The sequence below is a fragment of the Candidatus Pantoea deserta genome (assembly GCF_003813865.1).
Taxonomy (GTDB): Bacteria; Pseudomonadota; Gammaproteobacteria; order Enterobacterales; family Enterobacteriaceae; genus Pantoea; species Pantoea deserta.
This window is the reverse complement of the sequence record NZ_RMVG01000001.1, coordinates 1-25,288: the sequence shown is the minus strand read 5'-3', so window position 1 is coordinate 25,288 and position 25,288 is coordinate 1. Positions and strand designations below refer to the sequence as shown.

24 protein-coding genes are annotated in these 25,288 nt (G+C 57.3%); 16 read left to right on the top strand and 8 right to left on the bottom strand.

The window, feature by feature from the left end:
- The first annotated feature begins 11 nt into the window (after positions 1 to 11).
- The 14 genes from rseP (at position 12) to BBB56_RS00055 (ending at position 17,594) form a co-directional block, all read left to right on the top strand.
- A complete protein-coding gene (gene rseP, locus BBB56_RS00120) occupies positions 12 to 1,361 on the top strand; it encodes a sigma E protease regulator RseP (RefSeq protein WP_123797923.1) in 1,350 nt (449 codons plus the stop codon).
- Between the two features lie 51 nt (positions 1,362 to 1,412).
- Entirely contained in the window at positions 1,413 to 3,824 is a 2,412-nt protein-coding gene (gene bamA, locus BBB56_RS00115) for an outer membrane protein assembly factor BamA (protein WP_123797922.1), read from the top strand.
- A gap of 113 nt (positions 3,825 to 3,937) precedes the next feature.
- Entirely contained in the window at positions 3,938 to 4,435 is a 498-nt protein-coding gene (gene skp, locus BBB56_RS00110; protein WP_123797921.1) for a molecular chaperone Skp, read from the top strand.
- A 3-nt stretch (positions 4,436 to 4,438) separates the two neighbouring features.
- Complete coding sequence (lpxD, locus tag BBB56_RS00105) at positions 4,439 to 5,464, top strand: UDP-3-O-(3-hydroxymyristoyl)glucosamine N-acyltransferase (RefSeq protein ID WP_123797920.1); 1,026 nt, start codon at positions 4,439 to 4,441, stop codon at positions 5,462 to 5,464.
- A gap of 151 nt (positions 5,465 to 5,615) precedes the next feature.
- Complete coding sequence (gene fabZ, locus BBB56_RS00100; protein ID WP_013507953.1) at positions 5,616 to 6,071, top strand: 3-hydroxyacyl-ACP dehydratase FabZ; 456 nt, start codon at positions 5,616 to 5,618, stop codon at positions 6,069 to 6,071.
- A 3-nt stretch (positions 6,072 to 6,074) separates the two neighbouring features.
- Positions 6,075 to 6,863: an acyl-ACP--UDP-N-acetylglucosamine O-acyltransferase gene (gene lpxA / locus BBB56_RS00095; RefSeq protein WP_123797919.1), complete on the top strand. Its 789-nt coding sequence runs from the start codon at positions 6,075 to 6,077 to the stop codon at positions 6,861 to 6,863.
- Between the two features lie 3 nt (positions 6,864 to 6,866).
- The gene (lpxB, locus tag BBB56_RS00090; RefSeq protein ID WP_123797918.1) at positions 6,867 to 8,015 is read left to right on the top strand and encodes a lipid-A-disaccharide synthase; all 1,149 of its coding nucleotides are present in this window, start codon (positions 6,867 to 6,869) and stop codon (positions 8,013 to 8,015) included.
- The gene (gene rnhB, locus BBB56_RS00085) at positions 8,008 to 8,634 is read left to right on the top strand and encodes a ribonuclease HII (protein WP_123797917.1); all 627 of its coding nucleotides are present in this window, start codon (positions 8,008 to 8,010) and stop codon (positions 8,632 to 8,634) included. The genes lpxB and rnhB overlap by 8 nt, the downstream gene beginning before the upstream one ends.
- Before the next feature lie 31 nt (positions 8,635 to 8,665).
- Positions 8,666 to 12,148 (top strand): DNA polymerase III subunit alpha, encoded by a 3,483-nt coding sequence (dnaE, locus tag BBB56_RS00080; RefSeq protein ID WP_123797916.1) that lies wholly within the window; start codon positions 8,666 to 8,668, stop codon positions 12,146 to 12,148.
- 12 nt (positions 12,149 to 12,160) lie between these two features.
- A complete protein-coding gene (accA, locus tag BBB56_RS00075) occupies positions 12,161 to 13,117 on the top strand; it encodes an acetyl-CoA carboxylase carboxyl transferase subunit alpha (protein WP_123797915.1) in 957 nt (318 codons plus the stop codon).
- A gap of 146 nt (positions 13,118 to 13,263) precedes the next feature.
- Positions 13,264 to 15,402 carry a lysine decarboxylase LdcC gene (locus tag BBB56_RS00070; RefSeq protein WP_123797914.1) on the top strand — a complete coding sequence of 713 codons (2,139 nt, stop codon included), beginning with the start codon at positions 13,264 to 13,266 and terminating at the stop codon, positions 15,400 to 15,402.
- A gap of 87 nt (positions 15,403 to 15,489) precedes the next feature.
- A complete protein-coding gene (locus BBB56_RS00065) occupies positions 15,490 to 15,879 on the top strand; it encodes a VOC family protein (RefSeq protein ID WP_123797913.1) in 390 nt (129 codons plus the stop codon).
- A gap of 51 nt (positions 15,880 to 15,930) precedes the next feature.
- The gene (tilS, locus tag BBB56_RS00060; protein ID WP_123797912.1) at positions 15,931 to 17,289 is read left to right on the top strand and encodes a tRNA lysidine(34) synthetase TilS; all 1,359 of its coding nucleotides are present in this window, start codon (positions 15,931 to 15,933) and stop codon (positions 17,287 to 17,289) included.
- Positions 17,286 to 17,594, top strand: coding sequence for a c-type cytochrome (locus BBB56_RS00055; RefSeq protein WP_123797911.1), 309 nt, complete (start codon positions 17,286 to 17,288; stop codon positions 17,592 to 17,594). The genes tilS and BBB56_RS00055 overlap by 4 nt, the downstream gene beginning before the upstream one ends.
- Before the next feature lie 39 nt (positions 17,595 to 17,633).
- Here BBB56_RS00055 and rof read toward each other — a convergent pair whose 3' ends face one another.
- Both rof and BBB56_RS00045 read right to left on the bottom strand, forming a co-directional pair.
- Complete coding sequence (rof, locus tag BBB56_RS00050; RefSeq protein WP_123797910.1) at positions 17,634 to 17,894, bottom strand: Rho-binding antiterminator; 261 nt, start codon at positions 17,892 to 17,894, stop codon at positions 17,634 to 17,636.
- The gene (locus tag BBB56_RS00045) at positions 17,881 to 18,081 is read right to left on the bottom strand and encodes a YaeP family protein (protein ID WP_123797909.1); all 201 of its coding nucleotides are present in this window, start codon (positions 18,079 to 18,081) and stop codon (positions 17,881 to 17,883) included. The genes rof and BBB56_RS00045 overlap by 14 nt, the downstream gene beginning before the upstream one ends.
- A 208-nt stretch (positions 18,082 to 18,289) precedes the next feature.
- Between BBB56_RS00045 and arfB the strand changes: the two genes are divergently transcribed.
- Complete coding sequence (gene arfB, locus BBB56_RS00040; RefSeq protein WP_123797908.1) at positions 18,290 to 18,700, top strand: alternative ribosome rescue aminoacyl-tRNA hydrolase ArfB; 411 nt, start codon at positions 18,290 to 18,292, stop codon at positions 18,698 to 18,700.
- A gap of 33 nt (positions 18,701 to 18,733) precedes the next feature.
- Here arfB and proS read toward each other — a convergent pair whose 3' ends face one another.
- From proS to metN, 6 genes are all read right to left on the bottom strand, one after another.
- Positions 18,734 to 20,452: a proline--tRNA ligase gene (proS, locus tag BBB56_RS00035; RefSeq protein WP_123797907.1), complete on the bottom strand. Its 1,719-nt coding sequence runs from the start codon at positions 20,450 to 20,452 to the stop codon at positions 18,734 to 18,736.
- A gap of 90 nt (positions 20,453 to 20,542) precedes the next feature.
- Positions 20,543 to 21,250 (bottom strand): tRNA (N6-threonylcarbamoyladenosine(37)-N6)-methyltransferase TrmO, encoded by a 708-nt coding sequence (gene tsaA, locus BBB56_RS00030; RefSeq protein WP_123797906.1) that lies wholly within the window; start codon positions 21,248 to 21,250, stop codon positions 20,543 to 20,545.
- On the bottom strand, positions 21,247 to 21,642 hold the full coding sequence (rcsF, locus tag BBB56_RS00025; RefSeq protein WP_123797905.1) for an envelope stress sensor lipoprotein RcsF: 396 nt from the start codon (positions 21,640 to 21,642) through the stop codon (positions 21,247 to 21,249). The genes tsaA and rcsF overlap by 4 nt, the downstream gene beginning before the upstream one ends.
- A gap of 132 nt (positions 21,643 to 21,774) precedes the next feature.
- A complete protein-coding gene (locus tag BBB56_RS00020) occupies positions 21,775 to 22,590 on the bottom strand; it encodes a MetQ/NlpA family lipoprotein (RefSeq protein WP_123797904.1) in 816 nt (271 codons plus the stop codon).
- A 37-nt stretch (positions 22,591 to 22,627) separates the two neighbouring features.
- Positions 22,628 to 23,281: a methionine ABC transporter permease MetI gene (locus BBB56_RS00015; protein ID WP_123797903.1), complete on the bottom strand. Its 654-nt coding sequence runs from the start codon at positions 23,279 to 23,281 to the stop codon at positions 22,628 to 22,630.
- Positions 23,274 to 24,305 (bottom strand): methionine ABC transporter ATP-binding protein MetN, encoded by a 1,032-nt coding sequence (gene metN, locus BBB56_RS00010; RefSeq protein ID WP_123797902.1) that lies wholly within the window; start codon positions 24,303 to 24,305, stop codon positions 23,274 to 23,276. Before metN ends, BBB56_RS00015 begins: the two co-directional genes overlap by 8 nt.
- 200 nt (positions 24,306 to 24,505) lie before the next feature.
- On the opposite strand from metN, the gene gmhB reads away from it, so the two are divergent.
- Entirely contained in the window at positions 24,506 to 25,066 is a 561-nt protein-coding gene (gene gmhB / locus BBB56_RS00005; RefSeq protein WP_123797901.1) for a D-glycero-beta-D-manno-heptose 1,7-bisphosphate 7-phosphatase, read from the top strand.
- Positions 25,067 to 25,288: the final 222 nt, after the last annotated feature.

Sequence of the window (25,288 nt, the reverse complement as noted above, 5' to 3'; positions counted from 1 at the left end):
GACAGGCGTAGATGTTGAGTATACTGTGGAGTTTTGTCGCCTTTATTATCGCTCTCGGCGTGCTGATTACCGTACACGAGTTCGGTCATTTTTGGGTGGCGCGCCGCTGCGGCGTTCGGGTTGAACGCTTCTCTATTGGCTTCGGCAAAGCGCTCTGGCAGCGTCGCGACCGCCAGGGCACCGAATACGTTATCGCGCTTATCCCCCTGGGCGGCTACGTCAAAATGCTCGATGAGCGGGTAGAAAGCGTGCCCGCGGAGCTTCGTTATCAGGCCTTCAACAACAAGGCTATCTGGCAGCGCGCGTCGATTATCGCCGCCGGTCCTGTCGCCAATTTCATTTTCGCCGTCTTTGCCTACTGGGTCGTTTTTATGCACGGCGTGCCTGGCGTACGCCCGGTAGTTGGCGAAATTGTGGACGGTTCGGTGGCGGCGGAAGCGCAAATTGCCAGCGGCATGGAACTTAAAGCGGTTGATGGTATCGAAACGCCTGACTGGGATGCCGTGCGTATGGCGCTGATCGGCAAAATCGGTGACGCCCATGCGGTGCTGACCGTCTCGCGCTTCGGCGAAGAGGCGACGCAGCAGAAACAGGTGGATCTGCGCAACTGGCAGTTCGAGCCAGACAAAGAAGATCCGGTTGTGGCGCTGGGCATTCGACCGCGCGGCCCGCAAATCGAAACCACGCTGGCGGAGGTTCAGGCAAACTCCCCGGCGAGCGTCGCCGGTTTGCAAGCAGGCGACAGGATCGTTAAAGTCGATGGTCAGCCGTTAACGCAATGGCAGGCTTTTGTTGCGCAGGTGCGGGATAATCCTGGCAAAAGTATGGCTCTGGAGATTGAACGCGGCGGGCAGTCAGTACAGCTGAACTTAACGCCGGAAGCCAGGCCAGGCGCGAAGGCAGAAGGGTTCGCCGGGGTAATTCCGCGTGTGATCCCACTACCAGACGCCTATAAAACGGTAAAACAGTATGGGCCGTTTGACGCTATCGGTGAGGCCAGTGCGAAAACCTGGCAACTGATGAAGCTAACGGTCTCCATGCTGGGCAAGTTAATTACCGGAGATGTGAAGCTGAATAACCTGAGCGGGCCAATTTCGATTGCGCAGGGTGCGGGGTTATCGGCGGAATACGGGTTGATTTACTACCTGATGTTTCTGGCGTTGATTAGCGTCAATCTCGGAATCATCAACCTCTTCCCACTGCCGGTGTTAGATGGTGGGCATTTGCTCTTCCTGGCGATCGAAAAGATCAAAGGAGGACCGGTGTCCGAGCGAGTTCAGGACTTCAGTTATCGCATTGGCTCAATCCTGCTGGTGTTGTTAATGGGGCTTGCACTTTTCAATGATTTCTCACGTCTGTAATCGCTGGAACGCAGACAGACGCGGGATGTGTTAGGAAAACGCATAATAACGATGGCGATGAAAAAGTTGCTCATAGCGTCGCTGCTGTTTAGCAGCGCCACCGTTTACGGTGCAGACGATTTCGTGGTGAAGGATATTCATTTCGAAGGGCTACAGCGAGTCGCCGTCGGCGCGGCTCTGCTGAGCATGCCGGTACGAGTTGGCGATACGGTGAATGACGAAGACGTCAAAAACACCATTCGTTCACTGTTTGCCACCGGCAACTTTGAAGATGTGCAGGTCCTGCGCGACGGAACCACGCTGATTGTTCAGGTTAAAGAACGTCCTACCATTGCCAGCATTACCTTTACCGGCAACAAAGCGGTGAAAGAGGAGCAGCTCAAGCAGAACCTTGAGGCCTCCGGCGTGCGCGTAGGCGAAGCGCTGGACCGCACCACGCTCTCTTCGATCGAGAAAGGGCTGGAGGACTTCTATTACAGCGTGGGCAAATACACCGCCAACGTGAAGGCTGTGGTCACGCCGCTGCCGCGCAACCGCGTCGATCTGAAGCTGGTGTTTACTGAAGGCGTATCCGCCAAAATTCAGCAGATCAACATCGTCGGCAACAAGGCCTTTAGCTCTGATGAGCTGATCTCGCGCTTCCAGCTGCGTGACGAAGTGCCGTGGTGGAACGTGGTAGGGGACCGTAAATATCAGAAGCAGAAACTGGCTGGCGACCTTGAAACCCTGCGCAGCTTCTATCTCGATCGCGGTTATGCGCGCTTCAACATCGATTCGACGCAGGTCAGCCTGACGCCGGACAAAAAAGGGATCTACATCACCGTTAACATCACCGAAGGCGACCAGTACAAAATCGCCGGCGTTATCGTTAACGGCAGCATGGCCGGCCACTCGGCAGAGATCGAACATCTGACGCAAATTCCATCGGGCGAGCTGTACAACGGCACCAAAGTCACCCAGATGGAAGATGATATTAAAAAGCTGCTGGGCCGCTATGGCTACGCCTATCCGCGCGTAATGACGCAGCCGGAAATCAACGACGCCGATAAAACGGTGAAGCTGCATATCAACGTGGATGCGGGCAACCGCTACTACGTGCGCAAAGTGCGCTTTGAAGGTAACGATACCTCGAAAGATTCCGTGCTGCGCCGCGAGATGCGTCAGATGGAAGGCGCATGGCTGGGCAGCGACCTGGTCGATCAGGGTAAAGAGCGCCTGAACCGCACCGGCTACTTTGAAACTGTCGATGTCGATACCCAGCGCGTGCCGGGATCGCCGGACCAGGTCGACGTGGTTTACAAGGTTAAAGAGCGTAACACCGGTACCTTTAACTTCGGCGTCGGCTACGGCACCGAAAGCGGCGTCAGCTTCCAGGTCGGCGTCACCCAGGATAACTGGCTGGGCACCGGTAACACCGTAAGCCTCAGCGGCACCAAGAACGACTATCAAACCTACGCGGAATTCTCGCTTACCGATCCGTACTTTACGGTCGACGGCGTGAGCCTCGGCGGTCGTGTGTTCTACAACGACTTTAAGGCGGATGATGCGGATCTGTCGGACTACACCAACAAAAGTTATGGCGTAGACGGCACGCTGGGCTTCCCGGTTAATGAGAACAACACGCTGCGTGTGGGTCTGGGCTATGTGCACAACGACCTCTCTAACATGCAGCCGCAGATCGCCATGTGGCGCTATCTCGACTCCGTCGGCAAGCCGCAGGAGCTAAACGATAAAGGCGACTTCTCTGCGGATGACTTCACCTTTAACTACGGCTGGACCTATAACACGCTGGACCGCGGTTTCTTCCCGACGTCGGGTAACCGTACCAACCTGAACGGCAAAGTGACCATTCCGGGTTCGGACAACAGCTTCTATAAAGCGACGCTGGATACGCAGCAGTACGTGCCGCTTAATCAGGATCGCACCTGGGTGCTGTTGGGACGCGGCCGCGTGGGTTACGGCGATGGGCTTGGCGGCAAAGAGATGCCGTTCTATGAGAACTTCTATGCGGGCGGCTCCAGCACGGTGCGCGGCTTCCGTTCCAATACCATTGGTCCAAAAGCCGCTTACCTGAATGATGGCTCTTCAACCTGTACGCTGTCCGATCCGAACGGCGTCTGTAAGTCGAGCGACGCCGTGGGCGGCAACGCCATGGCGGTGGCCAGCCTGGAGCTGATTACGCCGACGCCGTTCCTGAGCGAGAAGTATGCCAACTCAGTGCGTACGTCGCTGTTCGTGGATGCGGGTACGGTGTGGGATACCAAGTGGCAGAATACGGATGAGACCCGTGCCGCCGGCATCCCGGACTACAGCGATCCAAACAATATCCGCGTTTCATCCGGTATTGCATTGCAGTGGATGTCTCCGCTGGGTCCGCTGGTCTTCTCCTATGCGCAGCCGGTTAAGAAAATTGAAGGGGATAAATCAGAACAGTTCCAGTTTAACATTGGTAAAACCTGGTAAGGTTCTGAGCAAGGAAGCGTAAGCAGAAGTCTTGCTGTCGAGCCGCGGCAACCGTTGCGGCTCGTAGCAAACACTGTGTCGCTGACACAAACGTTGATGGTAAGGAGTTTATAGTGAAAAAGTTGTTGTGTGCCGCAGGACTGGGTCTTGCTTTAGCTGTTTCCGCAGGCGCTCAGGCTGCTGACAAAATCGCAGTGGTAAACGTGTCCAGCATTTTCCAGCAGTTACCGCAACGTGCGACCGTTGCTAAACAGCTGGAAAACGAGTTCAAGGGCCGTGCAACCGAGTTGCAGACTCAGGAACGCGACCTGCAAACCAAAATGCAGCGCCTGCAGCGTGACGGTTCTACCATGAAGGCCAGCGAGCGCAGCCGCATGGAGAAAGACGTGATGTCTCAGCGCGAAGCCTTCTCTTCAAAAGCGCAGGCTTTTGAGCAGGACAATCGCCGTCGTCAGATGGAAGAGCGTAACAAGCTGCTGAGCCGCATTCAGGACGCCGTGAAGAAAGTGGCGAACGACGAAGGTTATGACGTGGTCATCGACGCGAACGCAGTCGCTTACGCGGCAAACGCGAAAGACATCACTGCTGACGTGCTGAAACAGGTTAAATAATCGATGTCATCAATTCGACTGGCTGATTTAGCCCAGCAGTTGGATGCAGAATTGCACGGAGATGGCGATATCGCCATCTCCGGCATTGCTTCTATGCAATCCGCCCAAACCGGCCAAATCACATTTCTAAGCAACAGCCGCTACCGCGAGCAGCTCGGCCAGTGCCAGGCATCGGCCGTGGTGCTGACGGAAGCGGATCTGGCGTGGTGCCATTCGGCCGCCCTGGTCGTCAAAAATCCCTATCTGACCTATGCGCGCATGGCTCAGCTACTGGATACGACGCCGCAGCCCGCTCAGAACATTGCGCCCAGCGCGGTGATCGACGCCAGCGCGAAGCTGGGACAAAACGTTTCCGTCGGAGCCAACGCGGTCATTGAATCCGACGTGGTGCTGGGGGATAACGTCGTTATCGGCGCGGGCTGTTTCGTCGGCAAAAAGACGCGCATCGGCAACAACAGCCGTCTCTGGGCCAACGTGACCGTTTATCACGAAATTGAAATTGGTCAGGATTGTCTGATTCAGTCAGGAACCGTTATCGGCGCTGACGGTTTCGGCTACGCCAACGATCGCGGGAATTGGGTGAAAATTCCCCAGCTTGGCGCTGTTATTATCGGCGATCGCGTAGAAATCGGTGCCTGCACCACCATCGATCGTGGTGCGCTGGATAACACTCTGATCGGCAATGGTGTTATCATAGACAACCAGTGTCAAATCGCACACAACGTAGTTATTGGCGACAATACTGCGGTGGCGGGTGGTGTGATCATGGCGGGTAGTTTGAAAATTGGACGTTACTGTATGATTGGCGGCGCCAGCGTCATTAACGGCCATATGGAGATCTGTGACAAGGTGACGGTTACCGGCATGGGCATGGTTATGCGTCCTATCACAGAGCCTGGGGTATACTCGTCGGGCATTCCACTACAACCCAATAAAACCTGGCGCAAAACCGCAGCGCTGGTGATGAATATCGATGACATGAGCAAACGCTTAAAAGCCATCGAGCGCAAGGTCGGCAAAGACGACTAAACGCCATCCCACATGCGACCGGCTTGCTAATAATAACTGCTAAGCAGGAAAGCCAGGCACCATTGAACCGATTTCGGCCTGCGACGGATTCTACCGATCCGTGCAGGCCGTGTTATTGATGTCATCAGATTTTTAGGACAGGAAGAGTATTTTGACTACTGAAACTCATACTCTGAAAATTGAAGAAATTTTAGAGCTGCTGCCGCACCGTTACCCGTTTTTGCTGGTTGATCGCGTGCTGGAATTCGAAGAGCACAAATATCTGCGCGCGGTTAAGAACGTCTCTGTTAACGAACCGTTTTTCCAGGGACATTTCCCTGGTAAACCGATTTTCCCTGGCGTTCTGATCCTCGAAGCGATGGCGCAGGCTACCGGTATCCTGGCGTTTAAAAGCGTGGGCAAACTGGAGCCGGGCGAGCTTTACTATTTCGCCGGCATCGACGAAGCCCGTTTCAAACGTCCGGTCGTACCGGGCGATCAAATGATCATGGAAGTGACTTTCGAGAAAACCCGCCGCGGTTTGACGCGCTTTAAAGGCGTTGCTACCGTTGACGGCAAGATTGTCTGTGAAGCGACCATGATGTGTGCCCGTAGCCGGGAGGCATAATCTGTGATTGATCCAACCGCCACCATCCATCCCAGTTCCGTGATCGAAGAAGGGGCCATTATTGGTCCCAATGTTCACATCGGCCCGTTTTGCTTTATCGGCGCGCATGTGGAAATCGGCGAGGGAACCGTCCTGAAGTCACATGTGGTCATTAATGGCCACACGCGCATCGGGAAAGATAACCAGATCTATCAGTTCGCCTCGATTGGCGAAGTGAACCAGGATCTTAAATACGCGGGTGAACCCACGCGCGTTGAAGTGGGCGATCGCAACCGCATCCGCGAAAGCGTGACCATTCACCGTGGCACCGTGCAGGGCGGCGGCGTCACCACTATCGGTAGCGATAACCTGCTGATGGTCAATGCCCATATCGCGCACGACTGCGTTATCGGCAACCGCTGCATCTTCGCGAACAACGCCACGCTGGGCGGCCACGTTACCGTGGACGACTTCGCGATTATCGGCGGCATGACGGCGGTGCATCAGTGGTGCACAATCGGCGCGCATGTGATGGTCGGTGGTTGTTCAGGCGTGGCGCAGGATGTGCCGCCGTACGTGATTGCGCAGGGCAACCACGCAACGCCGTTCGGTATCAACATCGAAGGCCTGAAGCGTCGCGGATTCAGCAAAGAGGCGCTGCATGCTATTCGCAACGCCTATAAAGTGCTGTATCGCAGCAACAAAACGCTGGAAGAAGCCAAGCCGGAGATCGAAGCGCTGGCGAAGCAGTACAGCGAAGTGCAGCCGTTTTATGACTTCTTTGCTCGCTCCACGCGAGGGTTGATTCGGTAATTCATGTCAGAGCGTCCCCTTACGATAGCCCTGGTCGCCGGAGAAACCTCCGGCGATATTCTTGGCGCAGGTCTTATCCGCGCGCTTAAAGCGCGTCATCCCGACGCCCGCTTCGTCGGCGTAGCCGGTCCGCGCATGCAGGCCGAAGGCTGCGAAGTGTGGTATGAGATGGAAGAGCTGGCGGTGATGGGCATTGTAGAGGTGCTCGGCCGTCTGCCGCGCCTGATGAAAATCGGCCGCGATCTGACGCAGCGCTTTACCGAGCTGAAGCCGGACGTCTTTGTCGGTATCGACGCGCCCGACTTCAACATCACGCTGGAAGGACGGCTAAAGCGCAACGGCATTCGCACCATTCATTACGTCAGCCCGTCTGTCTGGGCATGGCGGCAAAAACGCGTGTTTAAAATCGGCCGCAACACTAACCTGGTGCTGGCCTTTTTGCCGTTTGAAAAAGCCTTTTACGATCGCTTCAACGTGCCGTGCCGTTTTATCGGTCACACCATGGCCGATGCGATGCCGCTTCAGCCTGACAAGCAGGCCGCGCGCCGCACGCTGGGCATTGCCGAAGAGGCGCTCTGTCTTGCGCTGTTGCCCGGCAGCCGCCATGCGGAAGTCGAGATGCTTAGCGCCGACTTTTTGCGTGCGGCGCAGCTGCTGCGCGTGCGCTATCCGGCGCTGGAGATTGTGGTGCCGCTGGTTAATGCAAAGCGTCGCGCGCAGTTTGAACAGATCAAAGCCGAGATTGCCCCTGAGCTGCCGATGCATCTGCTGGACGGCAAAGGCCGCGAGGCTATGATTGCGAGCGACGCCGCAATCCTGGCATCCGGAACCGCCGCGCTGGAGTGCATGCTGGCAAAATGCCCGATGGTGGTCGGCTATCGTATGAAGCCCTCAACCTTCTGGCTGGCGAAGCGGCTGGTAAAGACGCCCTATGTTTCTCTGCCGAACCTGCTGGCGGGGCGTGAGCTGGTCAAAGAGCTGTTGCAGCAAGAGTGCGAACCTCAGGCGCTGGCGGCGGCGCTGGAGCCGCTGCTGCACGCCGGGCCGGAGCGCGACGCGCTGCTGAACACCTTCTGCGAGCTGCACCAGCAGATTCGCTGGAATGCCGATGAGCAGGCGGCAGACGCCGTACTGGAGATCGCCAATGGCTGATTTTATCTATCCCAGCGCCCGTCTGATTGCGGGCGTTGACGAAGTGGGCCGCGGCCCGCTGGTTGGCGCGGTAGTGACGGCGGCGGTCATCCTCGATCCGGCTCAGCCGATCAAGGGGCTGGCCGATTCAAAAAAACTGTCGGAAAAACGCCGTCTCGCACTCTTTGACGAAATCAAAGAGAAGGCGCTGGCGTGGAGTCTGGGCCGCGCTGAGCCGGCCGAAATTGACCAGCTCAATATTCTGCACGCCACCATGCTGGCCATGCAGCGCGCCGTGGCCGGTCTGAGCCTGACGCCGGATTTTGTGCTGGTCGATGGCAACCGCTGTCCGCCGCTGCCGATGCCGTCGCAGGCGGTGGTAAAAGGCGATAGCCTGGTCGCGGAGATTAGCGCCGCGTCGATTATCGCCAAGGTGACGCGCGACCGCGAAATGGCCGAGCTGGATCGGCTGTTTCCTGAATATGGCTTTGCGCAGCATAAGGGCTATCCCACCGCGCTGCACAGGGAAAAACTGACGCAGCACGGCGCGACGCCGCACCACCGGCGCAGCTTTGCGCCGGTGCGCAACGCCCTGATTGACGCTGACGTGCTGGCGGCAAGCCAGCCAGCTACGCTGTAATAGCCTGACGCTGTTTTAACCGGAAACTGATATGGCTGAACCCCGTTTTATACATCTGCGTGTCCACAGTGACTACTCTATGGTCGATGGCCTGGCGAAAACCGGGCCGCTGGTCAAGAAGGCGGCTGCGCTCGGTATGCCAGCCATCGCTATCACGGACTTTATGAACCTGTGCGGGCTGGTGCGCTTCTATGGCAGCGCGCACGGGGCAGGGATCAAGCCGATTATCGGCGCGGACTTTAACGTCGCCAGCGAGCTGATGGGCGACGAGCTGACGCAGCTGACGGTGCTGGCCGCGAATAACACGGGCTATCAGAATCTGACGCTGCTGATTTCGCGCGCCTACCAGCGCGGCTACGGCATTGCCGGACCGGTTATCGATCGCGACTGGCTGGCGGAGCTGGGCGAGGGGCTTATTCTGCTCTCCGGCGGACGCTGCGGCGATGTGGGTCGCAGCCTGCTGCGCGGCAACAGCGCGCTGGTGGCGCAGTGCCTGAGTTTCTATCAGCAACACTTCCCCGATCGCTACTATCTTGAGCTGACACGCACCGGTCGCGCCGACGAAGAGAGCTATCTGCATGCGGCGGTCGAGCTGGCGATTGCCGAAGGCGTGCCGGTGGTGGCGACCAATGAAGTTTGCTTCCTCAACGAAGAGGATTTTGACGCCCATGAGATTCGCGTGGCCATTCACGACGGCTACACGCTCGACGATCCCAAGCGCCCCCGCAATTACAGTCCTCAGCAATATATGCGCAGCGAAGAGGAGATGTGTGAGCTGTTTTCAGACATCCCGGAAGCGCTGGAAAACAGCGTAGAAATTGCTAAGCGCTGCAACGTGACGGTGCGCCTCGGCGAATACTTCCTGCCGCAGTTCCCGACCGGCGACATGACCACAGAAGATTTCCTGGTCATGAAGTCGCGCGAAGGGCTGGAAGAGCGCCTTGAGTTCCTGTTTCCCGATGCCGAAGTGCGCGCGCAGAAGCGGCCGGAGTATGACGAACGTCTGGAGGTTGAACTCAACGTTATCAACCAGATGGGCTTCCCCGGCTACTTCCTGATCGTTATGGAGTTTATCCAGTGGTCGAAAGATAACGGTATTCCGGTAGGACCGGGACGCGGTTCCGGCGCGGGGTCGCTGGTAGCCTATGCGCTAAAAATCACCGATCTCGATCCGCTGGAATTTGACCTGCTGTTCGAACGCTTCCTGAACCCGGAACGTGTTTCGATGCCCGACTTCGACGTTGACTTCTGTATGGAGAAGCGCGACCAGGTTATCGATCACGTCGCCGAAATGTATGGCCGCGAAGCGGTATCCCAGATCATTACCTTCGGCACCATGGCGGCGAAAGCGGTTATCCGCGACGTGGGGCGCGTACTGGGCCATCCCTATGGCTTCGTCGATCGCATCTCCAAGCTGATCCCGCCCGATCCTGGCATGACGCTGGAAAAAGCCTTTGCCGTCGAGCCGCAGCTGCCGGAAATGTATGATGCGGATGAAGAGGTCAAAGCGCTGATCGATATGGCGCGCAAGCTGGAAGGCGTCACGCGTAACGCCGGTAAGCACGCCGGCGGCGTGGTTATCGCTCCGACGAAGATCACCGATTTTGCGCCGCTTTACTGCGACGAAAACGGCAACCACCCCGTTACGCAGTTCGATAAAAATGACGTGGAATACGCCGGGCTGGTGAAGTTTGACTTCCTGGGGCTGCGAACGCTCACCATTATCGACTGGGCGCTGAAGATGATTAATCCGCGCCGTGAAAAGCAGGGGCTGCCGCCGATCGATATTGCCGCCATTCCGCTGGATGATAAAAAAAGCTTCGATATGCTACAGCGCGCGGAAACCACGGCGGTATTCCAGCTTGAATCGCGTGGCATGAAGGATCTGATCAAGCGTCTGAAGCCGGACTGCTTCGAAGATATGATCGCGCTGGTGGCGCTGTTCCGCCCAGGTCCATTGCAGTCGGGCATGGTGGATAACTTTATCGACCGTAAGCACGGGCGCGAGGCTATCTCTTACCCCGATATTCAGTGGCAGCATGAAAGCCTGAAGCCGGTGCTTGAACCCACCTACGGTATTATCCTCTATCAGGAACAGGTGATGCAGATCGCCCAGGTGCTGTCGGGTTATACCCTCGGCGGCGCGGACATGCTGCGCCGCGCTATGGGTAAAAAGAAACCAGAAGAGATGGCCAAGCAGCGCTCGGTGTTTAAAGACGGCGCGGAAAGCATGGGCATCGACGGCGAGCTGTCGATGAAAATCTTCGACCTGGTGGAAAAATTCGCCGGCTACGGCTTCAACAAATCGCACTCGGCGGCCTACGCGCTGGTTTCTTACCAGACGCTGTGGCTGAAGGCGCACTATCCGGCCGAATTTATGGCGGCGGTAATGACCGCCGATATGGATAACACCGAGAAAGTGGTCGGCCTGGTGGATGAGTGCTGGCGTATGGGCCTGAAAGTGCTGCCGCCCGACATCAACTCTGGACTCTATCAGTTCCACGTCAACGATGACGGTGAGATTGTGTACGGCATCGGCGCGATTAAAGGCGTCGGCGAAGGCCCGATCGAAGCCATTATCGAAGCGCGCAATCAGGATGGCTATTTCCGCGAGCTGTTTGATCTCTGCGCGCGTACCGACACGAAGAAGATCAACCGCCGCGTGATGGAAAAACTGATCATGTCCGGCGCCTTCGATCGCCTCGGTCCGCACCGTGCGGCGCTGATGAGCGCGCTCGGCGACGCCCTCAAGGCGGCGGACCAGCATGCTAAAGCGGAGGCGATTGGCCAGGCGGATATGTTCGGCGTGCTGGCGGAAGAGCCGGAGCAGGTGGAGAAATCCTACGCCAGCGTGACGCCGTGGCCGGAGCAGGTGCAGCTGGACGGCGAGCGTGAGACGCTGGGACTCTATCTTACCGGTCATCCGATCAATCAGTATCTGAAAGAAATTGAGCGTTATGTAGGCGGTATGCGTCTGAAAGACATGCATCCTACCGAGCGTGGTAAAATTACCGTTGCCGCTGGTCTGGTGGTAGCGGCGCGCGTGATGGTCACCAAGCGCGGCAACCGAATTGGTATCTGTACTCTGGACGATCGGTCTGGCCGTCTGGAAGTGATGTTATTTACCGATGCGTTAGATAAATACCAGCAGCTGCTGGAGAAAGACCGTATCCTGATCGTCAGCGGACAGGTCAGCTTTGATGACTTCAGCGGCGGCCTTAAAATGACCGCCCGCGAAGTCATGGACATTGACGAAGCGCGCGAAAAATACGCGCGTGGACTTGCTATCTCGCTGACGGACAGGCAAATTGATGACCAGCTATTAAACCGGCTCCGCCAGTCCCTTGAGCCACATCGCTCAGGGACGATTCCGGTGAATCTCTACTATCAGAGAGCCGACGCGCGGGCGAAGCTACGCTTTGGTGCGGCGTGGCGTATTTCGCCCAGCGATCGCCTGCTCAACGAGCTGCGCTCGTTGATAGGGTCGGAGCAGGTTGAACTGGAGTTTGACTAAAACAGGAACATTATGAGTCTTAATTACCTGGATTTTGAACAGCCAATCGCTGAACTTGAGGCGAAGATCGATTCGCTTACATCGATTGGTCGTCAGGATGATAAACATATTAATCTGGACGAAGAAGTGCAGCGTCTGCGCGAGAAAAGCGTTGAGCTGACCCGTAAAATCTTCGCCGATTTAGGCGCATGGCAGGTCGCGCAGCTGGCGCGTCATCCGCTGCGTCCTTATACGCTGGATTATGTTCGCAACGCGTTTGACGACTTTGACGAGCTGGCAGGCGATCGCGCCTACGCCGACGACAAAGCGATTGTCGGCGGCATCGCCCGTCTCGACGGTCGCCCGGTGATGATCATTGGTCATCAGAAAGGTCGTGAAACCAAAGAGAAAATCCGCCGCAACTTCGGCATGCCGGCACCGGAAGGCTACCGTAAAGCGCTGCGTCTGATGGAGATGGCCGAGCGCTTTAAGATGCCGCTGATCACCTTTATCGACACGCCGGGCGCCTATCCGGGCGTGGGCGCGGAAGAGCGCGGCCAGTCAGAGGCGATTGCGCGCAACCTGCGCGAAATGTCAGGTCTGAAAATTCCGGTCATCTGCACCGTGATTGGCGAAGGCGGTTCAGGCGGCGCGCTGGCGATTGGCGTTGGCGATAAAGTCAACATGCTGCAATACAGCACCTACTCGGTTATTTCGCCAGAAGGCTGCGCCTCGATTCTGTGGAAAAGCGCGGACAAAGCCCCGCTGGCGGCAGAAGCGATGGGCATTACGGCCAATCGCCTGAAAGAGCTGAATCTGATCGACGCCATTATTCCGGAACCGCTGGGCGGCGCGCACCGTCAGCCGGTCGATATGGCGCTGTCGCTGAAAAACCAGCTGCTGAGCGATCTCGCCGAGCTGGACGCGCTGAGCACCGAAGAGCTGCTCAATCGCCGCTATCAGCGTCTGATGAGCTACGGCTACGCGTAATCGCGTTAACGCTTTTACAGAGCGGACTTCGGTCCGCTTTTTTTATGCCTGTAACCAGGCGGCGACAACAGAAAGGAGCATTCCGACAGCAGTCGACCGCTATCCTTCGCTATGATTAGCAGTGCACATAAAAAGGGAGGTGCGGATTGAATATTCTGGCGATCATGGGTTCTCACGGCGTGTTCTACAAAGACGAACCGCTGCGGGAACTGGATACGGCGCTGACGCAACAGGGCTTTCAGCTGATTTATCCTAAAAACATCGACGACCTGCTGAAGCTGATTGAGCATAACCCGCGAATTTGCGGCGTGATTTTTGACTGGGACGCGCATAACAGCCCGGAACTCTGCGCCGACATCAACCAGCTCAATGAATACCTGCCGCTCTACGCCTTTATCAACACCCATTCGCAGATGGACGTCAGCATCAACGAGATGCGCATGGCGCTGCACTTCTTCGAATACGCGCTGAGCGCCGCGGATGATATTGCGCTGCATATCCGTCAGTACACCGACGACTATATCGACCACATTACGCCGCCGCTCACCAGAGCGCTCTTTACCTATGTTAAAGAGGGAAAATACACCTTCTGCACGCCCGGCCATATGGGCGGCACCGCCTTTCAGAAAAGCCCGGTTGGCAGCCTGTTCTATGACTTCTTCGGGGCCAACACGCTAAAGGCGGATATTTCAATTTCCGTTACCGAGCTGGGCTCGCTGCTCGACCACACGGGCCCGCATCTGGAGGCCGAAGAGTACGTTGCGCGCACCTTTGGCGCCGAGCAGAGCTATATGGTGACCAACGGCACCTCAACGTCGAACAAAATTGTCGGCATGTATGCCGCGCCGTCGGGCAGCACGGTGTTGATCGACCGCAACTGCCATAAATCGCTGACGCACCTGCTGATGATGAGCGACATTGTGCCGATCTGGCTGAAGCCGACGCGCAACGCGCTGGGGATCCTCGGCGGCATTCCGAAGCGGGAATTTACCCGCGCCAGCATTGAGCAGAAGGTGGCGGCGACCCCGCGCGCCAGCTGGCCGGTGCATGCGGTTATCACCAATTCCACCTACGATGGCCTGCTCTATAACACGCAGTACATCAAGCAGACGCTGGAGGTGCCGTCGATCCATTTCGACTCGGCCTGGGTGCCTTATACCAATTTTCATCCCATCTATGCCGGGAAAAGCGGCATGAGCGGTGAGCGCATCCCCGGCAAGGTCATCTATGAAACCCAGTCGACCCATAAGCTGCTGGCGGCTTTCTCCCAGGCCTCGCTGATCCACATTAAAGGCGACTACGATGAGCACACCTTTAATGAAGCCTATATGATGCACACCACGACATCGCCTAACTATGCGATCGTTTCGTCGATCGAGACGGCAGCGGCGATGCTGCGCGGCAACCCCGGTAAGCGGCTGATCAATCGATCGGTCGAACGCGCGCTACATTTCCGCCGCGAAATCCAGCGGTTGCGCGAAGAGTCCGACAGCTGGTTCTTTGACATCTGGCAGCCGGAACATGTGGATGAGGCTGAATGCTGGCCGATCCAGCCGGGCGAAGAGGAGTGGCACGGTTTTACTCAGGCGGATGCGGATCATATGTATCTCGATCCGATCAAAGTGACCATTCTGACGCCGGGCATGAGCGAGCTGGGCGAAATGGCGGACGAGGGGATCCCGGCGGCGCTGGTGGCGAAATTCCTCGACGAGCGCGGCATCGTGGTAGAGAAAACCGGCCCTTACAATCTGCTGTTTCTCTTCAGCATCGGGATCGATAAAACCCGAGCGATGAGCGTGCTGCGCGGGCTGACCGAATTTAAGCGCGCCTACGATCTCAACCTGCGCGTGAAAAACATGCTGCCGGATCTCTATGCGGAAGATCCGGATTTTTACCGCAATATGCGTATCCAGACGCTGGCGCAGGGGATCCACCAGCTGATCCGCCAGCACGATCTGCCGCGGCTGATGCTGAAGGCGTTCGACGTGCTGCCGGAAATGAAGATGACGCCGCATCAGGCGTTTCAGCAGCAGGTACAGGGAAAGGTGGAAACTGTAGATCTGAAACAGCTGGTCGGGCGCGTTTCCGCCAATATGATCCTGCCTTATCCGCCAGGCGTGCCGCTGGTGATGCCAGGAGAGATGATCACCGAAGAGAGCCGCGCGGTGCTCGATTTTCTGCTGATGCTCTGCACCATCGGGCGGCACTATCCCGGCTTTGAAACCGATATTCACGGCGCAACGCTGACGGAAGAGGGCGACTACCGCGTACGCGTGCTCAAATAGCAAAAAAGGCAGCAGCTTCAGACAATTGCGCATTGCCAGCTGCTGCCGCACGTCTCAGGATAAGCAAAACAGTCACGGAGTCCTTACATGTTGCAGTTATCTTCCATCCACCATATCGCCATTATCGCCACCGATTACGCGCGCAGTAAGGCCTTTTACTGCGACATTCTTGGCTTTAGCCTGATGGGCGAAGTTTATCGCGACGCGCGCGATTCGTGGAAAGGCGATCTGGCGCTCAATGGCCAGTACACCATTGAGCTTTTCTCTTTTCCCTCGCCGCCCGCGCGCGTCAGTCATCCTGAAGCCTGCGGTTTGCGCCATCTCGCCTTTACCGTGCCGGACGTCGAGGCGGCCGTCGCCGCGCTGGCGGAAAAAGGCGTCACCTGTGAACCGATTCGCATCGACGAGCTGACGGGTAAACAGTGCACCTTTTTTGCCGATCCGGATGGTTTGCCGCTGGAGCTTTATCAGGCGTAAAATGGCGCGCGTTAAGGGCCGCATCCGGCGGCCCTGAGTGTGGAACGCGTTATGTCTCTGTCTCATCTCGACTCGCTGTTGCCCGCCGAGGCCGCGCTGGTAGTGGCCTTTAGCGGCGGGCTTGACTCCACCGTACTGCTGCATCAGCTGGTTCGCTGGCGGCAGACGCATCCGCAATTGCGCCTGCGCGCGCTGCACGTTCATCACGGATTAAGTCCCTGTGCCGATAGCTGGGCCGCACACTGTCTGGCGCTCTGCGACGCCTGGGCGCTGGAGTGTGACGTGCTGCGCGTGCGGATCGATGCGCGCGAGCAGGGCGTTGAAGGCGCGGCGCGGGCGGCGCGCTATCAGGCATTAACGGCGGCCATGCGGCCCGACGAGGTGCTGCTGACCGCGCAACACCTCGACGATCAGTGCGAAACGCTGCTGCTGGCGCTGAAGCGCGGCAGCGGACCAGCCGGACTGGCGGCGATGCCGGCGCGGCTGGAACGCCATGGCCGGGTGCTGCTGCGTCCGCTGCTCGGCCAGACGCGTCAACAGCTGGAGACCTATGCGCAGCAGCATCAGCTGCGCTGGATAGAAGACGAAAGCAATCAGGATACGCGCTACGATCGCAATTTTCTGCGGCAGCGGTTGCTGCCCGAACTCCAGGCGCGCTGGCCGCATTTTGCCGAGGCGTGCGCGCGCAGCGCGGCCCTGTGCGGTGAGCAGGAGCAGCTGCTGGATGAGCTGCTGGCGGAACAGCTGGCTGGACTGACGCAGCCTGACGGCAGTCTCTTTTTTGCCCCGCTGTTGAAGATGAGCGACGCGCGGGCCAGCGCCCTGCTGCGCCGCTGGATTGCGCAGCAGGGCGCAACGATGCCGTCGCGCGCCGCGCTGATGCGCCTGCGTCAGGAGGTGATGCTGAGCCGCGATGACGCCCAGCCTCGTTTACGCTTTGGTCACGCAGAGGTGCGCCGCTATCGCGACCGCCTTTACTGGCTGCCGCGCTATGCCTCGCTGCGCGACCAGCAGTTGTTCTGGCCGGATCGTCGCGTGCCGCTGGTATTGCCGCAACAGCTTGGCGTGCTCTTTGCGCAGATCGCGCAGCCGCAGCAGCCTGGCGTGCTCTTTGCGCAGACCGCGCAGCCGCTGCTGCGCCAGCCTGAGGCCGATGAGCAGGTCAGCGTGCGCTTTTATGCGCAGGGCTATTTTCATCTGGTGGGACGCGCCGGCGGTCGCGAGATGAAGAAGCTGTGGCAGGAGCTGGCGATCCCGCCGTGGCAGCGCGAGCGTATTCCGCTGATCTATTACAATCAGACGCTTGTCTGCGCGCCGGGCCTGTTCGTTACCCGGCAGGGCGCTGCCGTTGATAAACAAGGCTGGCAGGCGATCTGGCAAAAAAATATGCATGCTGGAGAGCAAAAATGAAGAAATTACTGGCCATTCTGTTACTGGCGGCCTCGCTGCCGACGCTGGCCGATGGCAATGTCACGGCGGGCGCGCAGAAGTCGGCCGCCTGCGCCGCCTGTCACGGCGCTGAAGGAAAAAGCGCTGTGCCGCTCTATCCAAACCTGGCAGGACAGAACGCCGCCTATCTCAATCATGCGCTTCAGGCCTATAAAAAAGGCGAACGCAGCGGCGGGCAGGCAGAGGTGATGAAGGCGTTTGTAGCAGGATTAGGAGAGAGCGATATGGCGGATTTATCGGCGTACTATGCGTCTCTGAAGCCGTAAAAGAGAGGGGGCGGGAAGGTCCCGCCCGTAGCGTTGTCGTTACTCTTCGCTAACGACAACGGTGCCCAGCTCAGGGTGGCTGAAGCTGGCGATGTGATCGAGGCGTAGCTCGCGCGTTTCACCAGACAGATCGATAGACAGGTATTCCACATTTTTACGTGAAACCATGTCTGTCGCTTTCGCTTTCAGCGCTTCGCCATTTTTCAGGGTCAGCTCAAGCGTCCAGTGTCTGGTGCAGGCGAGTTCCAGGTTGTCGTAATCATCACAGTTGATGGGTCTATAGGCTTCATTCGTCAACATAGTCGCTCACCAATAAGTTTGCAGCGGCATAGGCTGCCTGTTCCCTGACAGAAGAGTTTAGCGCAGAATTTGCGGCAATATCATCGAGTGCCTTCAAAACGCATCCGATCGCGTCGGGCACATATCCCAGTTCGCCGCTGCCGATCTCGGCATACTTCTGGCGAACCAAATCACAATATTTTTGCACGTTCACCTCCTCAGCAGAGCAAGAATACTCTGGTTGCCTGAGGGACTATATCACAGGCATTTGCTGGATTTCAGCCAGCGCAAAGCAGGATCCTGTTGGCGAAAGAGGCTAAAGTGACAGAATCCGCTGGCTAAGTAGCATTATCAGGAAGCACAAAAGGTTAAGTTGATGAACAGGCTAAACAGGGCGACGCCCTATTGGGTGACGCATGATTAAGATTTCCGGTGCGGTTGCGCTGCCCGACAGCGAAGTGGAACTCAGCGCGATACGCGCTCAGGGGGCAGGAGGCCAGCACGTCAATAAAACCAGCACGGCGATTCATCTGCGGTTTGATGTCGCCGCGTCGTCGCTGCCGCCCTTTTATAAACAGCGCTTGCTGGCGGCAAAGCATCATCTGATTACGCCAGAAGGCGTGGTGGTGATCAAAGCGCAGGAGTACCGCAGCCAGGAGATGAACCGCGAAGCGGCCGTGCAGCGGCTGGTGAGTTTAATTCAGGAACTGACCCGCGTGGAGAAAGCCCGACGGGCCACGCGACCTACGCGCGCTTCAAAAGAGCGACGGCTGGAGGGAAAATCACGACGCAGCACGACAAAATCATTACGGGGAAAGGTGCTGTAAAAAAACGCCCCCGAAACGGGGGCGAGAAGGGCATTACTTATTGAGCGCTTTCAGCAGAAAATCGACGATGTCGCCTTGCTTAATCATCTCTTTCTCACCGGCGCGACGCGCTTTGTACTCGATTTCTTCATTATCGAGGTTGCGGTCGCCGATCACGATGGTGTGCGGCACGCCAATCAGCTCCATATCAGCGAACATCACGCCTGGACGCTCTTTACGATCGTCGAGGATAACCTCGACGCCTTTCGCGCGCAGGGTGTCGTAAAGCTGTTCCGCCAGCTCTTTAACGCGGAAAGATTTGTGCATATTCATCGGCAGAATCGCCACCTCGAACGGCGCCAGCGCCGCGGGCCAGATAATGCCGCGATCGTCATGGTTCTGCTCAATCGCCGCCGCCACCACGCGGGTGATGCCGATGCCGTAGCAGCCCATCGTCATCACCTGGTTACGGCCATCTTCACCCTGCACAGCGGCTTTCATCGCCTCAGAGTATTTGGTGCCGAGCTGGAAAATATGGCCCACTTCGATGCCGCGTTTAATCTGCAACGTGCCTTTGCCGTCCGGGCTGGGATCGCCTTCCACCACGTTACGAATATCGGCCACGGCCGCCTGCGGCAGATCGCGCTCCCAGTTGATGCCGACATAGTGCTTGCCGTCTACGTTAGCGCCAGCGCTGAAGTCGCTCATCTTGTCGACCGTGCGATCGGCAATCACCGGCATCGCCAGACCCACCGGACCAAGCGAGCCAGGGCCTGCGCCGACGGCGGCGCGGATCTCTTCTTCGGTAGCAAACACTAGCGGCGATGCGACGATGTCGAGCTTCTCCGCCTTAATTTCGTTGAGTTCGTGATCGCCGCGCACCAGCAGCGCAACCAGCGGATGGCCGCTCTCTTCGCTGCCTTTTACCATCAGCGTCTTGACGGTTTTCTCAATCGGCAGCTGGAACTGCTCAACCAGCTCGGCGATAGTTTTGGCGTTCGGCGTATCGATCTGCGCCAGCGCCTGCGTCGGCTGCGGGCGATCGCCAGCCGGAGCAATGGCTTCGGCCATCTCGATATTGGCGGCATAGTCAGAGTCGCTGGAGAAGATCACATCATCTTCGCCGCTCTGCGCCAGCACCTGAAACTCGTGCGACGCGCTGCCGCCGATAGAGCCGGTATCTGCCTGCACCGCACGGAAGTCGAGACCCATACGGCTAAAGATGTTGCTGTAGGCGCGATACATCGCGTCGTAGGTTTCCTGAAGCGACTCCTGCGTGGTATGGAAAGAGTAGGCGTCCTTCATAATGAACTCACGCGAACGCATCACGCCAAAGCGCGGGCGCACTTCGTCACGGAATTTGGTCTGGATCTGATAAAGATTCAGCGGCAGCTGCTTGTAGGAGCTTAGCTCGTTGCGAATCAGATCGGTAACGACCTCTTCATGCGTCGGACCCAGCACGAACGGACGCTCGTGACGATCGGCAATGCGCAGCAGTTCCGGACCATACTGTTCCCAGCGTCCGCTCTCCTGCCACAGGTCGGCAGGCTGAACCACCGGCATTGAGATCTCAATCGCGCCCGCGTTATTCATCTCGTCGCGCACGATGTTTTCGACTTTTTTCAGCACGCGTATGCCGGTCGGCAGCCAGGTATAGAGACCTGAAGCCAGTTTGCGGATCATGCCGGCGCGCAGCATCAGCTGGTGGCTGATCACTTCCGCATCGGAGGGCGTCTCCTTCAGGGTGGAGAGCAAATATTGAGTAGTACGCATTGATTAAGATTCCAGTTGAACGGAAAGTCACTGACAGAATTTTTGTTGGCGGCTAGTGTACCAGCGAGCTTACAGGCTCCAAAGCGCGTTTTAGCGCGGGTCGATGCCTGTTACCTCGGTGCCGGTTTCATCGACCCGCCAGCGCACATTGAAATCGAGCAGCCAGACGGCATATTCCCGCGCCTGCGCCTCGCCTTTCCGGTAGGCGGGACGCGGATCCTGCGCCAGCACGTCACGAATAAAGCGCGCCAGGTGCGGATACTGCTGTTGCTGTTGCTGAAGCTGCCTCTCGGCCAGCGGCGAGAAGCGTACCGGCATATCCGCAGCGGGCGCCTCCTGCGCAAAACCGGCCCGCGCCTGCGGCAGCGCTTCGGCAAACGGAAGGTAGGGCTTAATATCCACTACCGGCGTACCGTCGACTAAATCCAGGCTGCCCAGTTGCAGGATCACCTGATTTTTTTCGCAGCGGATGCCCTTAAGCTCGACCAGCGACATGCCGACAGGGTTGGGGCGAAAGGTCGAGCGCGTCGCGAACACCCCTATGCGCGCATTGCCGCCCAGACGTGGCGGACGCACCGTGGGACGCCAGCCGCCTGACAGGGTCTGATGAAACACAAACAGCACCCACAGATGGCTGAAGTTTTCCAGCCCGCGTACCGCTTCCGGCTGGTTATAGGGGGCAATCAGGTGCAGTTCGCCGTGTCCGTCCTGAACCAGGCCCGGCTGACGCGGCACGGCGAATTTTTCTTTCCACGGCGAACGAATGACGCCGATCTGCTCAAAGGCGAATGCACTCATTGATTCACTTTCAGCGCGGAGCCTTGACAGATCGCCTGACGATAGCAGCCTGGCGTGCTGCTGACGATTTCACACCTGTGCAGCAGGACGGCATTGGCTTTCAGGTTAGAAGCTCTGATTTGCAGGCGTTTGCGCGCGGTGGCGATATTCGGCGGCGAATCCTGACGGCTGCTCTGGCAGTCGTCGCCCGCGACCTCGCCCAGATCGCGGAAGGGTTTGCTGACCAGATCGGCTGCATCGGTATAGACTTTTACCGGCGCTGGGCGCGGCGTCGGCTTGCGCGCCGGCTCGCGGGAGGGCTGCGGATTCGCGGGTCCGCTGCTTATCGGGTGATATTCGTGAACGCACCCGGTCAGCATCAATGCCAACAAGCAGAGCGGTAATAAACGCATGGCAACATCCTCAAGGTTGTAAAAAGTGGCGTTATTGAAACAAGGACCAGGCGAAATAACAAGTCGCGCCGGAAACGGCGCAAAAGAAAGGGCGGCTATGCGCCGCCCTGGTCAGAAGTGTCAGGAAAGGCGTTACCAGCCTTTCACTGCGCCGCCGTTAAAGATTTTATTCGCGGCTTCTGCGACTTCATCAGACTGGTAAGCCTGAACGAATTTCTTCACGTTCTCCGCGTCTTTGTTGTCTTCTCGGCTGACAATCAGGTTCACGTAAGGTGAATCTTTATCTTCCACGAAGATACCGTCTTTGGCGGGCGTCAGGCCGATCTGGCTGGCGTAAGTGGTGTTAATCACCGCCAGCGCAATCTGCTGGTCATCCAGCGAACGCGGCAGCTGCGGCGCTTCCAGCTCAACAATCTTCAGGTTTTTCGGGTTCTCAACGATGTCCAGCGAGGTCGGCAGCAGACCAACGCCGTCTTTCAGCTTGATCAGGCCCACTTTCTGGAGCAGCAGCAGGGAGCGACCGAGGTTAGTCGGATCATTAGGGATAGCGATCTGCGCGCCGTTTTGCAGTTCTTCCAGTGATTTGATTTTTTTCGAGTAGCCCGCGATCGGATAAACGAATGAGTTGCCAACCGGCACCAGCTTGTAACCGCGGTCTTTGATCTGCTGATCCAGATAGGGCTTATGCTGGAAGGCATTGGCGTCAATGTCGCCTTTGCTCAGCGCTTCATTTGGCAGCACGTAATCGTTAAAGGTTACCAGCTCCACGTCGAGACCATATTTGTCTTTCGCGACCTTCTGCGCCGCTTCAGCTACCTGCTGCTCTGCGCCGACAATCACGCCTACTTTGATATGGTTAGGATCTTTGGCTTTCTGATCGCATCCTGCCAGCGCAATCACGCCAATCAATGCGCCTACTGCGGCAATCTTTTTAAATGTAGAAGTCATATCTCTTCCTTAATGGAGACGTAATAGTATTGCTGACTTATTTATGGGACACGGCACGCACGATGCGGTCGCCACAAAACTGAATTAAATACACCAGAACAACCAGTAACACGAGAACCGTATTCATTACCGTGGCGTTATAGCCAATATAACCGTACTGATAACCAATCTGGCCCAGCCCGCCCGCGCCCACAGCGCCACCCATAGCAGAATAGCCGACCAGTGTAATCAGCGTGATGGTCGCAGCGTTGACCAGACCCGGCAGCGCTTCCGGCAGCAGCACTTTGCGGACGATTTGCAGCGGCGTGGCGCCCATCGCGCGCGACGCTTCAATCAGCCCGGTCGGCAGCTCAAGGAGCGCGTTCTCGACCATACGCGCAATAAAGGGCGCGGCGCCCACGGTCAGCGGCACGATAGCCGCCTGAAGACCGATAGAGGTGCCGACAATGGCGCGAGTAAAGGGGATCATCCATACCAGCAGGATGATAAAAGGGATAGAGCGGAAAATATTCACCAGCGCGGACAGGCTGCGGTACAGGCTGCGGTTTTCGCGAATCTGTCCCGGACGGGTGACATAGAGCAAAACGCCGACCGGCAGGCCCAGCACAAAACCAAAAAAGCCGGAGACAAAGGTCATCATCAGCGTTTCCCAGACGCCGCGCGCCAGTAAAGCCATCATCGCCTCAGACATAACCCAGTACCTCTACTTTCACATGATTTTCCTGTAGCCACGCAATAGCCGCGTGGGTATCGCTCTCCGCGCCATCCATCTCGGCCAGCATAATGCCGAACTTCACGCCGCCAGCGTAATCCATCTGCGCGCTGATAATGTTGTTGTTCACGTTAAAACGACGCGCGGCCTCCGAGAGCAGCGGGGCGTCCACGGATTTGCCGGTAAACTCCAGACGCAGCAGCGGCACCTTCTCTGCCGCCGGCTGGGGCGACATGCGCTGCTGATAGTCGTCGGGGATGTCGAGATGCAGGGTTGACTGAATAAACTGCTGCGCCAGCGGCGTTTTAGGATGCGAGAACACTTCGCTGACGCTGTCTTTTTCAATTAATTCGCCGTGGCTGATTACCGCCACCTGATCGCAAATGCGCTTCACCACATCCATTTCATGGGTAATCAGTAGAATGGTCAGGCCAAGACGGCGGTTAATATCTTTCAGCAGTTCCAGAATGGAGCGGGTCGTGGCGGGGTCGAGGGCGCTGGTGGCCTCATCGCACAGCAGCACTTTCGGGTTGCTGGCCAGCGCGCGGGCAATGGCGACGCGCTGTTTCTGCCCACCGGAAAGGTTCGCCGGCCAGGCGTCATGTTTATCGCCCAGGCCAACCAGCTCCAGCAGTTCCGTAACGCGCTTTTTAATTTCGTCACGCGTCAGGCTGCCCAGCTCAAGCGGGAGCGCCACGTTGCCGAAGACGGTGCGCGAGTTCATTAAATTGAAGTGCTGGAAAATCATGCCTATCTGGCGACGCGCCTGGGTCAGCTGGCGCTCGCTTAGCGCCGTCAGGTCATGACCATCAACCAGCACGCGGCCAGACGTTGGGCGTTCGAGTAAATTAACGCAGCGAATAAGGGTACTTTTACCCGCGCCGGAGGAGCCGATAACGCCATAAATCTGTCCAGCCGGTACGTGCAGGCTAACGTCAGAGAGCGCCTGAATAGTACGTGAACCCTGCTGGAACACTTTGGTAATATTTTCGAGTTTAATCATCAGGTTATTTATTATCGTCTTACGTTGTCCGTGGTGTGGAACCTTTCACGCTGAACCAGTGGGTGAAAGCTGAGCGGATGGTAAGGCATCCAGACGTCTAAATCAATCAAAGTCATCTAATCTGCCATTCTCTGTTTTATTGCAATCATGCAATACTAGGCGGCAATTTTAGTAGCATCTTCAGTAGCAGGAGTTTCTCAGTGGCGAATAAAGTCCCGGCTGTCTTTCTCGATCGTGATGGCACCTTGAATGTGGATCATGGCTATGTCCATGAAATTGACAATTTTCAGTTTATCGACGGCACTATTGAGGCGTTGCAGGAGCTGAAGAAAATGGGGTACGCGCTGGTATTGATTACCAATCAGTCCGGCATCGCTCGCGGCATGTTCACTGAAGATCAGTTTATGCAGCTCACTGAATGGATGGACTGGTCGCTGGCGGATCGTGATGTCGATCTTGATGGCATCTATTTCTGTCCGCACCTGCCGGATGCGCCCGTTGAGGCTTATCGCCAGGCGTGCGATTGCCGTAAGCCGCAGCCGGGCATGCTGCTCTCGGCGCAGAAGCACCTTAATATCGATATGGCCGCCTCTTATATGGTAGGGGATAAAACCGAGGATATGCTGGCGGGTGCCGCCGCAGGCGTAGGCACCAGAGTGCTGGTGCGCAGCGGCAAACCGGTAACCGCAGAAGGGGAGGCGGCGGCTGACTGGGTGCTGGATAGCCTGGCCGACCTGCCACAGGCAATTAAAAAGCGTTAAAAACGTGCGTTTTGCACAATATTCAGACGAACGACACAAAACTTTAAAAAAGGGCCTTGCGCTCTCCGAACGACTCCCTATAATGCGCCTCCATCGACACGGCACAACGGCTTACGGAATGCGGTGTTGAGGTGATGAAAATCACCGTCGGTTAAAGCGAAAATAAACGCTTGACTGACACAGAGGAAAGCGTAATATACGCCACCTCGCAGCAGCAGGCTC

What these genes read in the sequence shown, in the direction of transcription:
- rseP (WP_123797923.1), top strand. Translation starts at nt 12, where the DNA reads ATGTTGAGTATACTGTGGAGTTTTGTCGCCTTTATTATCGCTCTCGGC.
- dnaE (WP_123797916.1), top strand. Translation starts at nt 8,666, where the DNA reads ATGGCTGAACCCCGTTTTATACATCTGCGTGTCCACAGTGACTACTCT.
- tilS (WP_123797912.1), top strand. Translation starts at nt 15,931, where the DNA reads ATGTCTCTGTCTCATCTCGACTCGCTGTTGCCCGCCGAGGCCGCGCTG.
- rcsF (WP_123797905.1), bottom strand. Translation starts at nt 21,642, where the DNA reads ATGCGTTTATTACCGCTCTGCTTGTTGGCATTGATGCTGACCGGGTGC.
- bamA (WP_123797922.1), top strand. Translation starts at nt 1,413, where the DNA reads ATGGCGATGAAAAAGTTGCTCATAGCGTCGCTGCTGTTTAGCAGCGCC.
- metN (WP_123797902.1), bottom strand. Translation starts at nt 24,305, where the DNA reads ATGATTAAACTCGAAAATATTACCAAAGTGTTCCAGCAGGGTTCACGT.
- BBB56_RS00015 (WP_123797903.1), bottom strand. Translation starts at nt 23,281, where the DNA reads ATGTCTGAGGCGATGATGGCTTTACTGGCGCGCGGCGTCTGGGAAACG.
- lpxB (WP_123797918.1), top strand. Translation starts at nt 6,867, where the DNA reads ATGTCAGAGCGTCCCCTTACGATAGCCCTGGTCGCCGGAGAAACCTCC.
- lpxD (WP_123797920.1), top strand. Translation starts at nt 4,439, where the DNA reads ATGTCATCAATTCGACTGGCTGATTTAGCCCAGCAGTTGGATGCAGAA.
- BBB56_RS00055 (WP_123797911.1), top strand. Translation starts at nt 17,286, where the DNA reads ATGAAGAAATTACTGGCCATTCTGTTACTGGCGGCCTCGCTGCCGACG.
- accA (WP_123797915.1), top strand. Translation starts at nt 12,161, where the DNA reads ATGAGTCTTAATTACCTGGATTTTGAACAGCCAATCGCTGAACTTGAG.
- BBB56_RS00065 (WP_123797913.1), top strand. Translation starts at nt 15,490, where the DNA reads ATGTTGCAGTTATCTTCCATCCACCATATCGCCATTATCGCCACCGAT.
- tsaA (WP_123797906.1), bottom strand. Translation starts at nt 21,250, where the DNA reads ATGAGTGCATTCGCCTTTGAGCAGATCGGCGTCATTCGTTCGCCGTGG.
- BBB56_RS00020 (WP_123797904.1), bottom strand. Translation starts at nt 22,590, where the DNA reads ATGACTTCTACATTTAAAAAGATTGCCGCAGTAGGCGCATTGATTGGC.
- rof (WP_123797910.1), bottom strand. Translation starts at nt 17,894, where the DNA reads ATGTTGACGAATGAAGCCTATAGACCCATCAACTGTGATGATTACGAC.
- rnhB (WP_123797917.1), top strand. Translation starts at nt 8,008, where the DNA reads ATGGCTGATTTTATCTATCCCAGCGCCCGTCTGATTGCGGGCGTTGAC.
- arfB (WP_123797908.1), top strand. Translation starts at nt 18,290, where the DNA reads ATGATTAAGATTTCCGGTGCGGTTGCGCTGCCCGACAGCGAAGTGGAA.
- proS (WP_123797907.1), bottom strand. Translation starts at nt 20,452, where the DNA reads ATGCGTACTACTCAATATTTGCTCTCCACCCTGAAGGAGACGCCCTCC.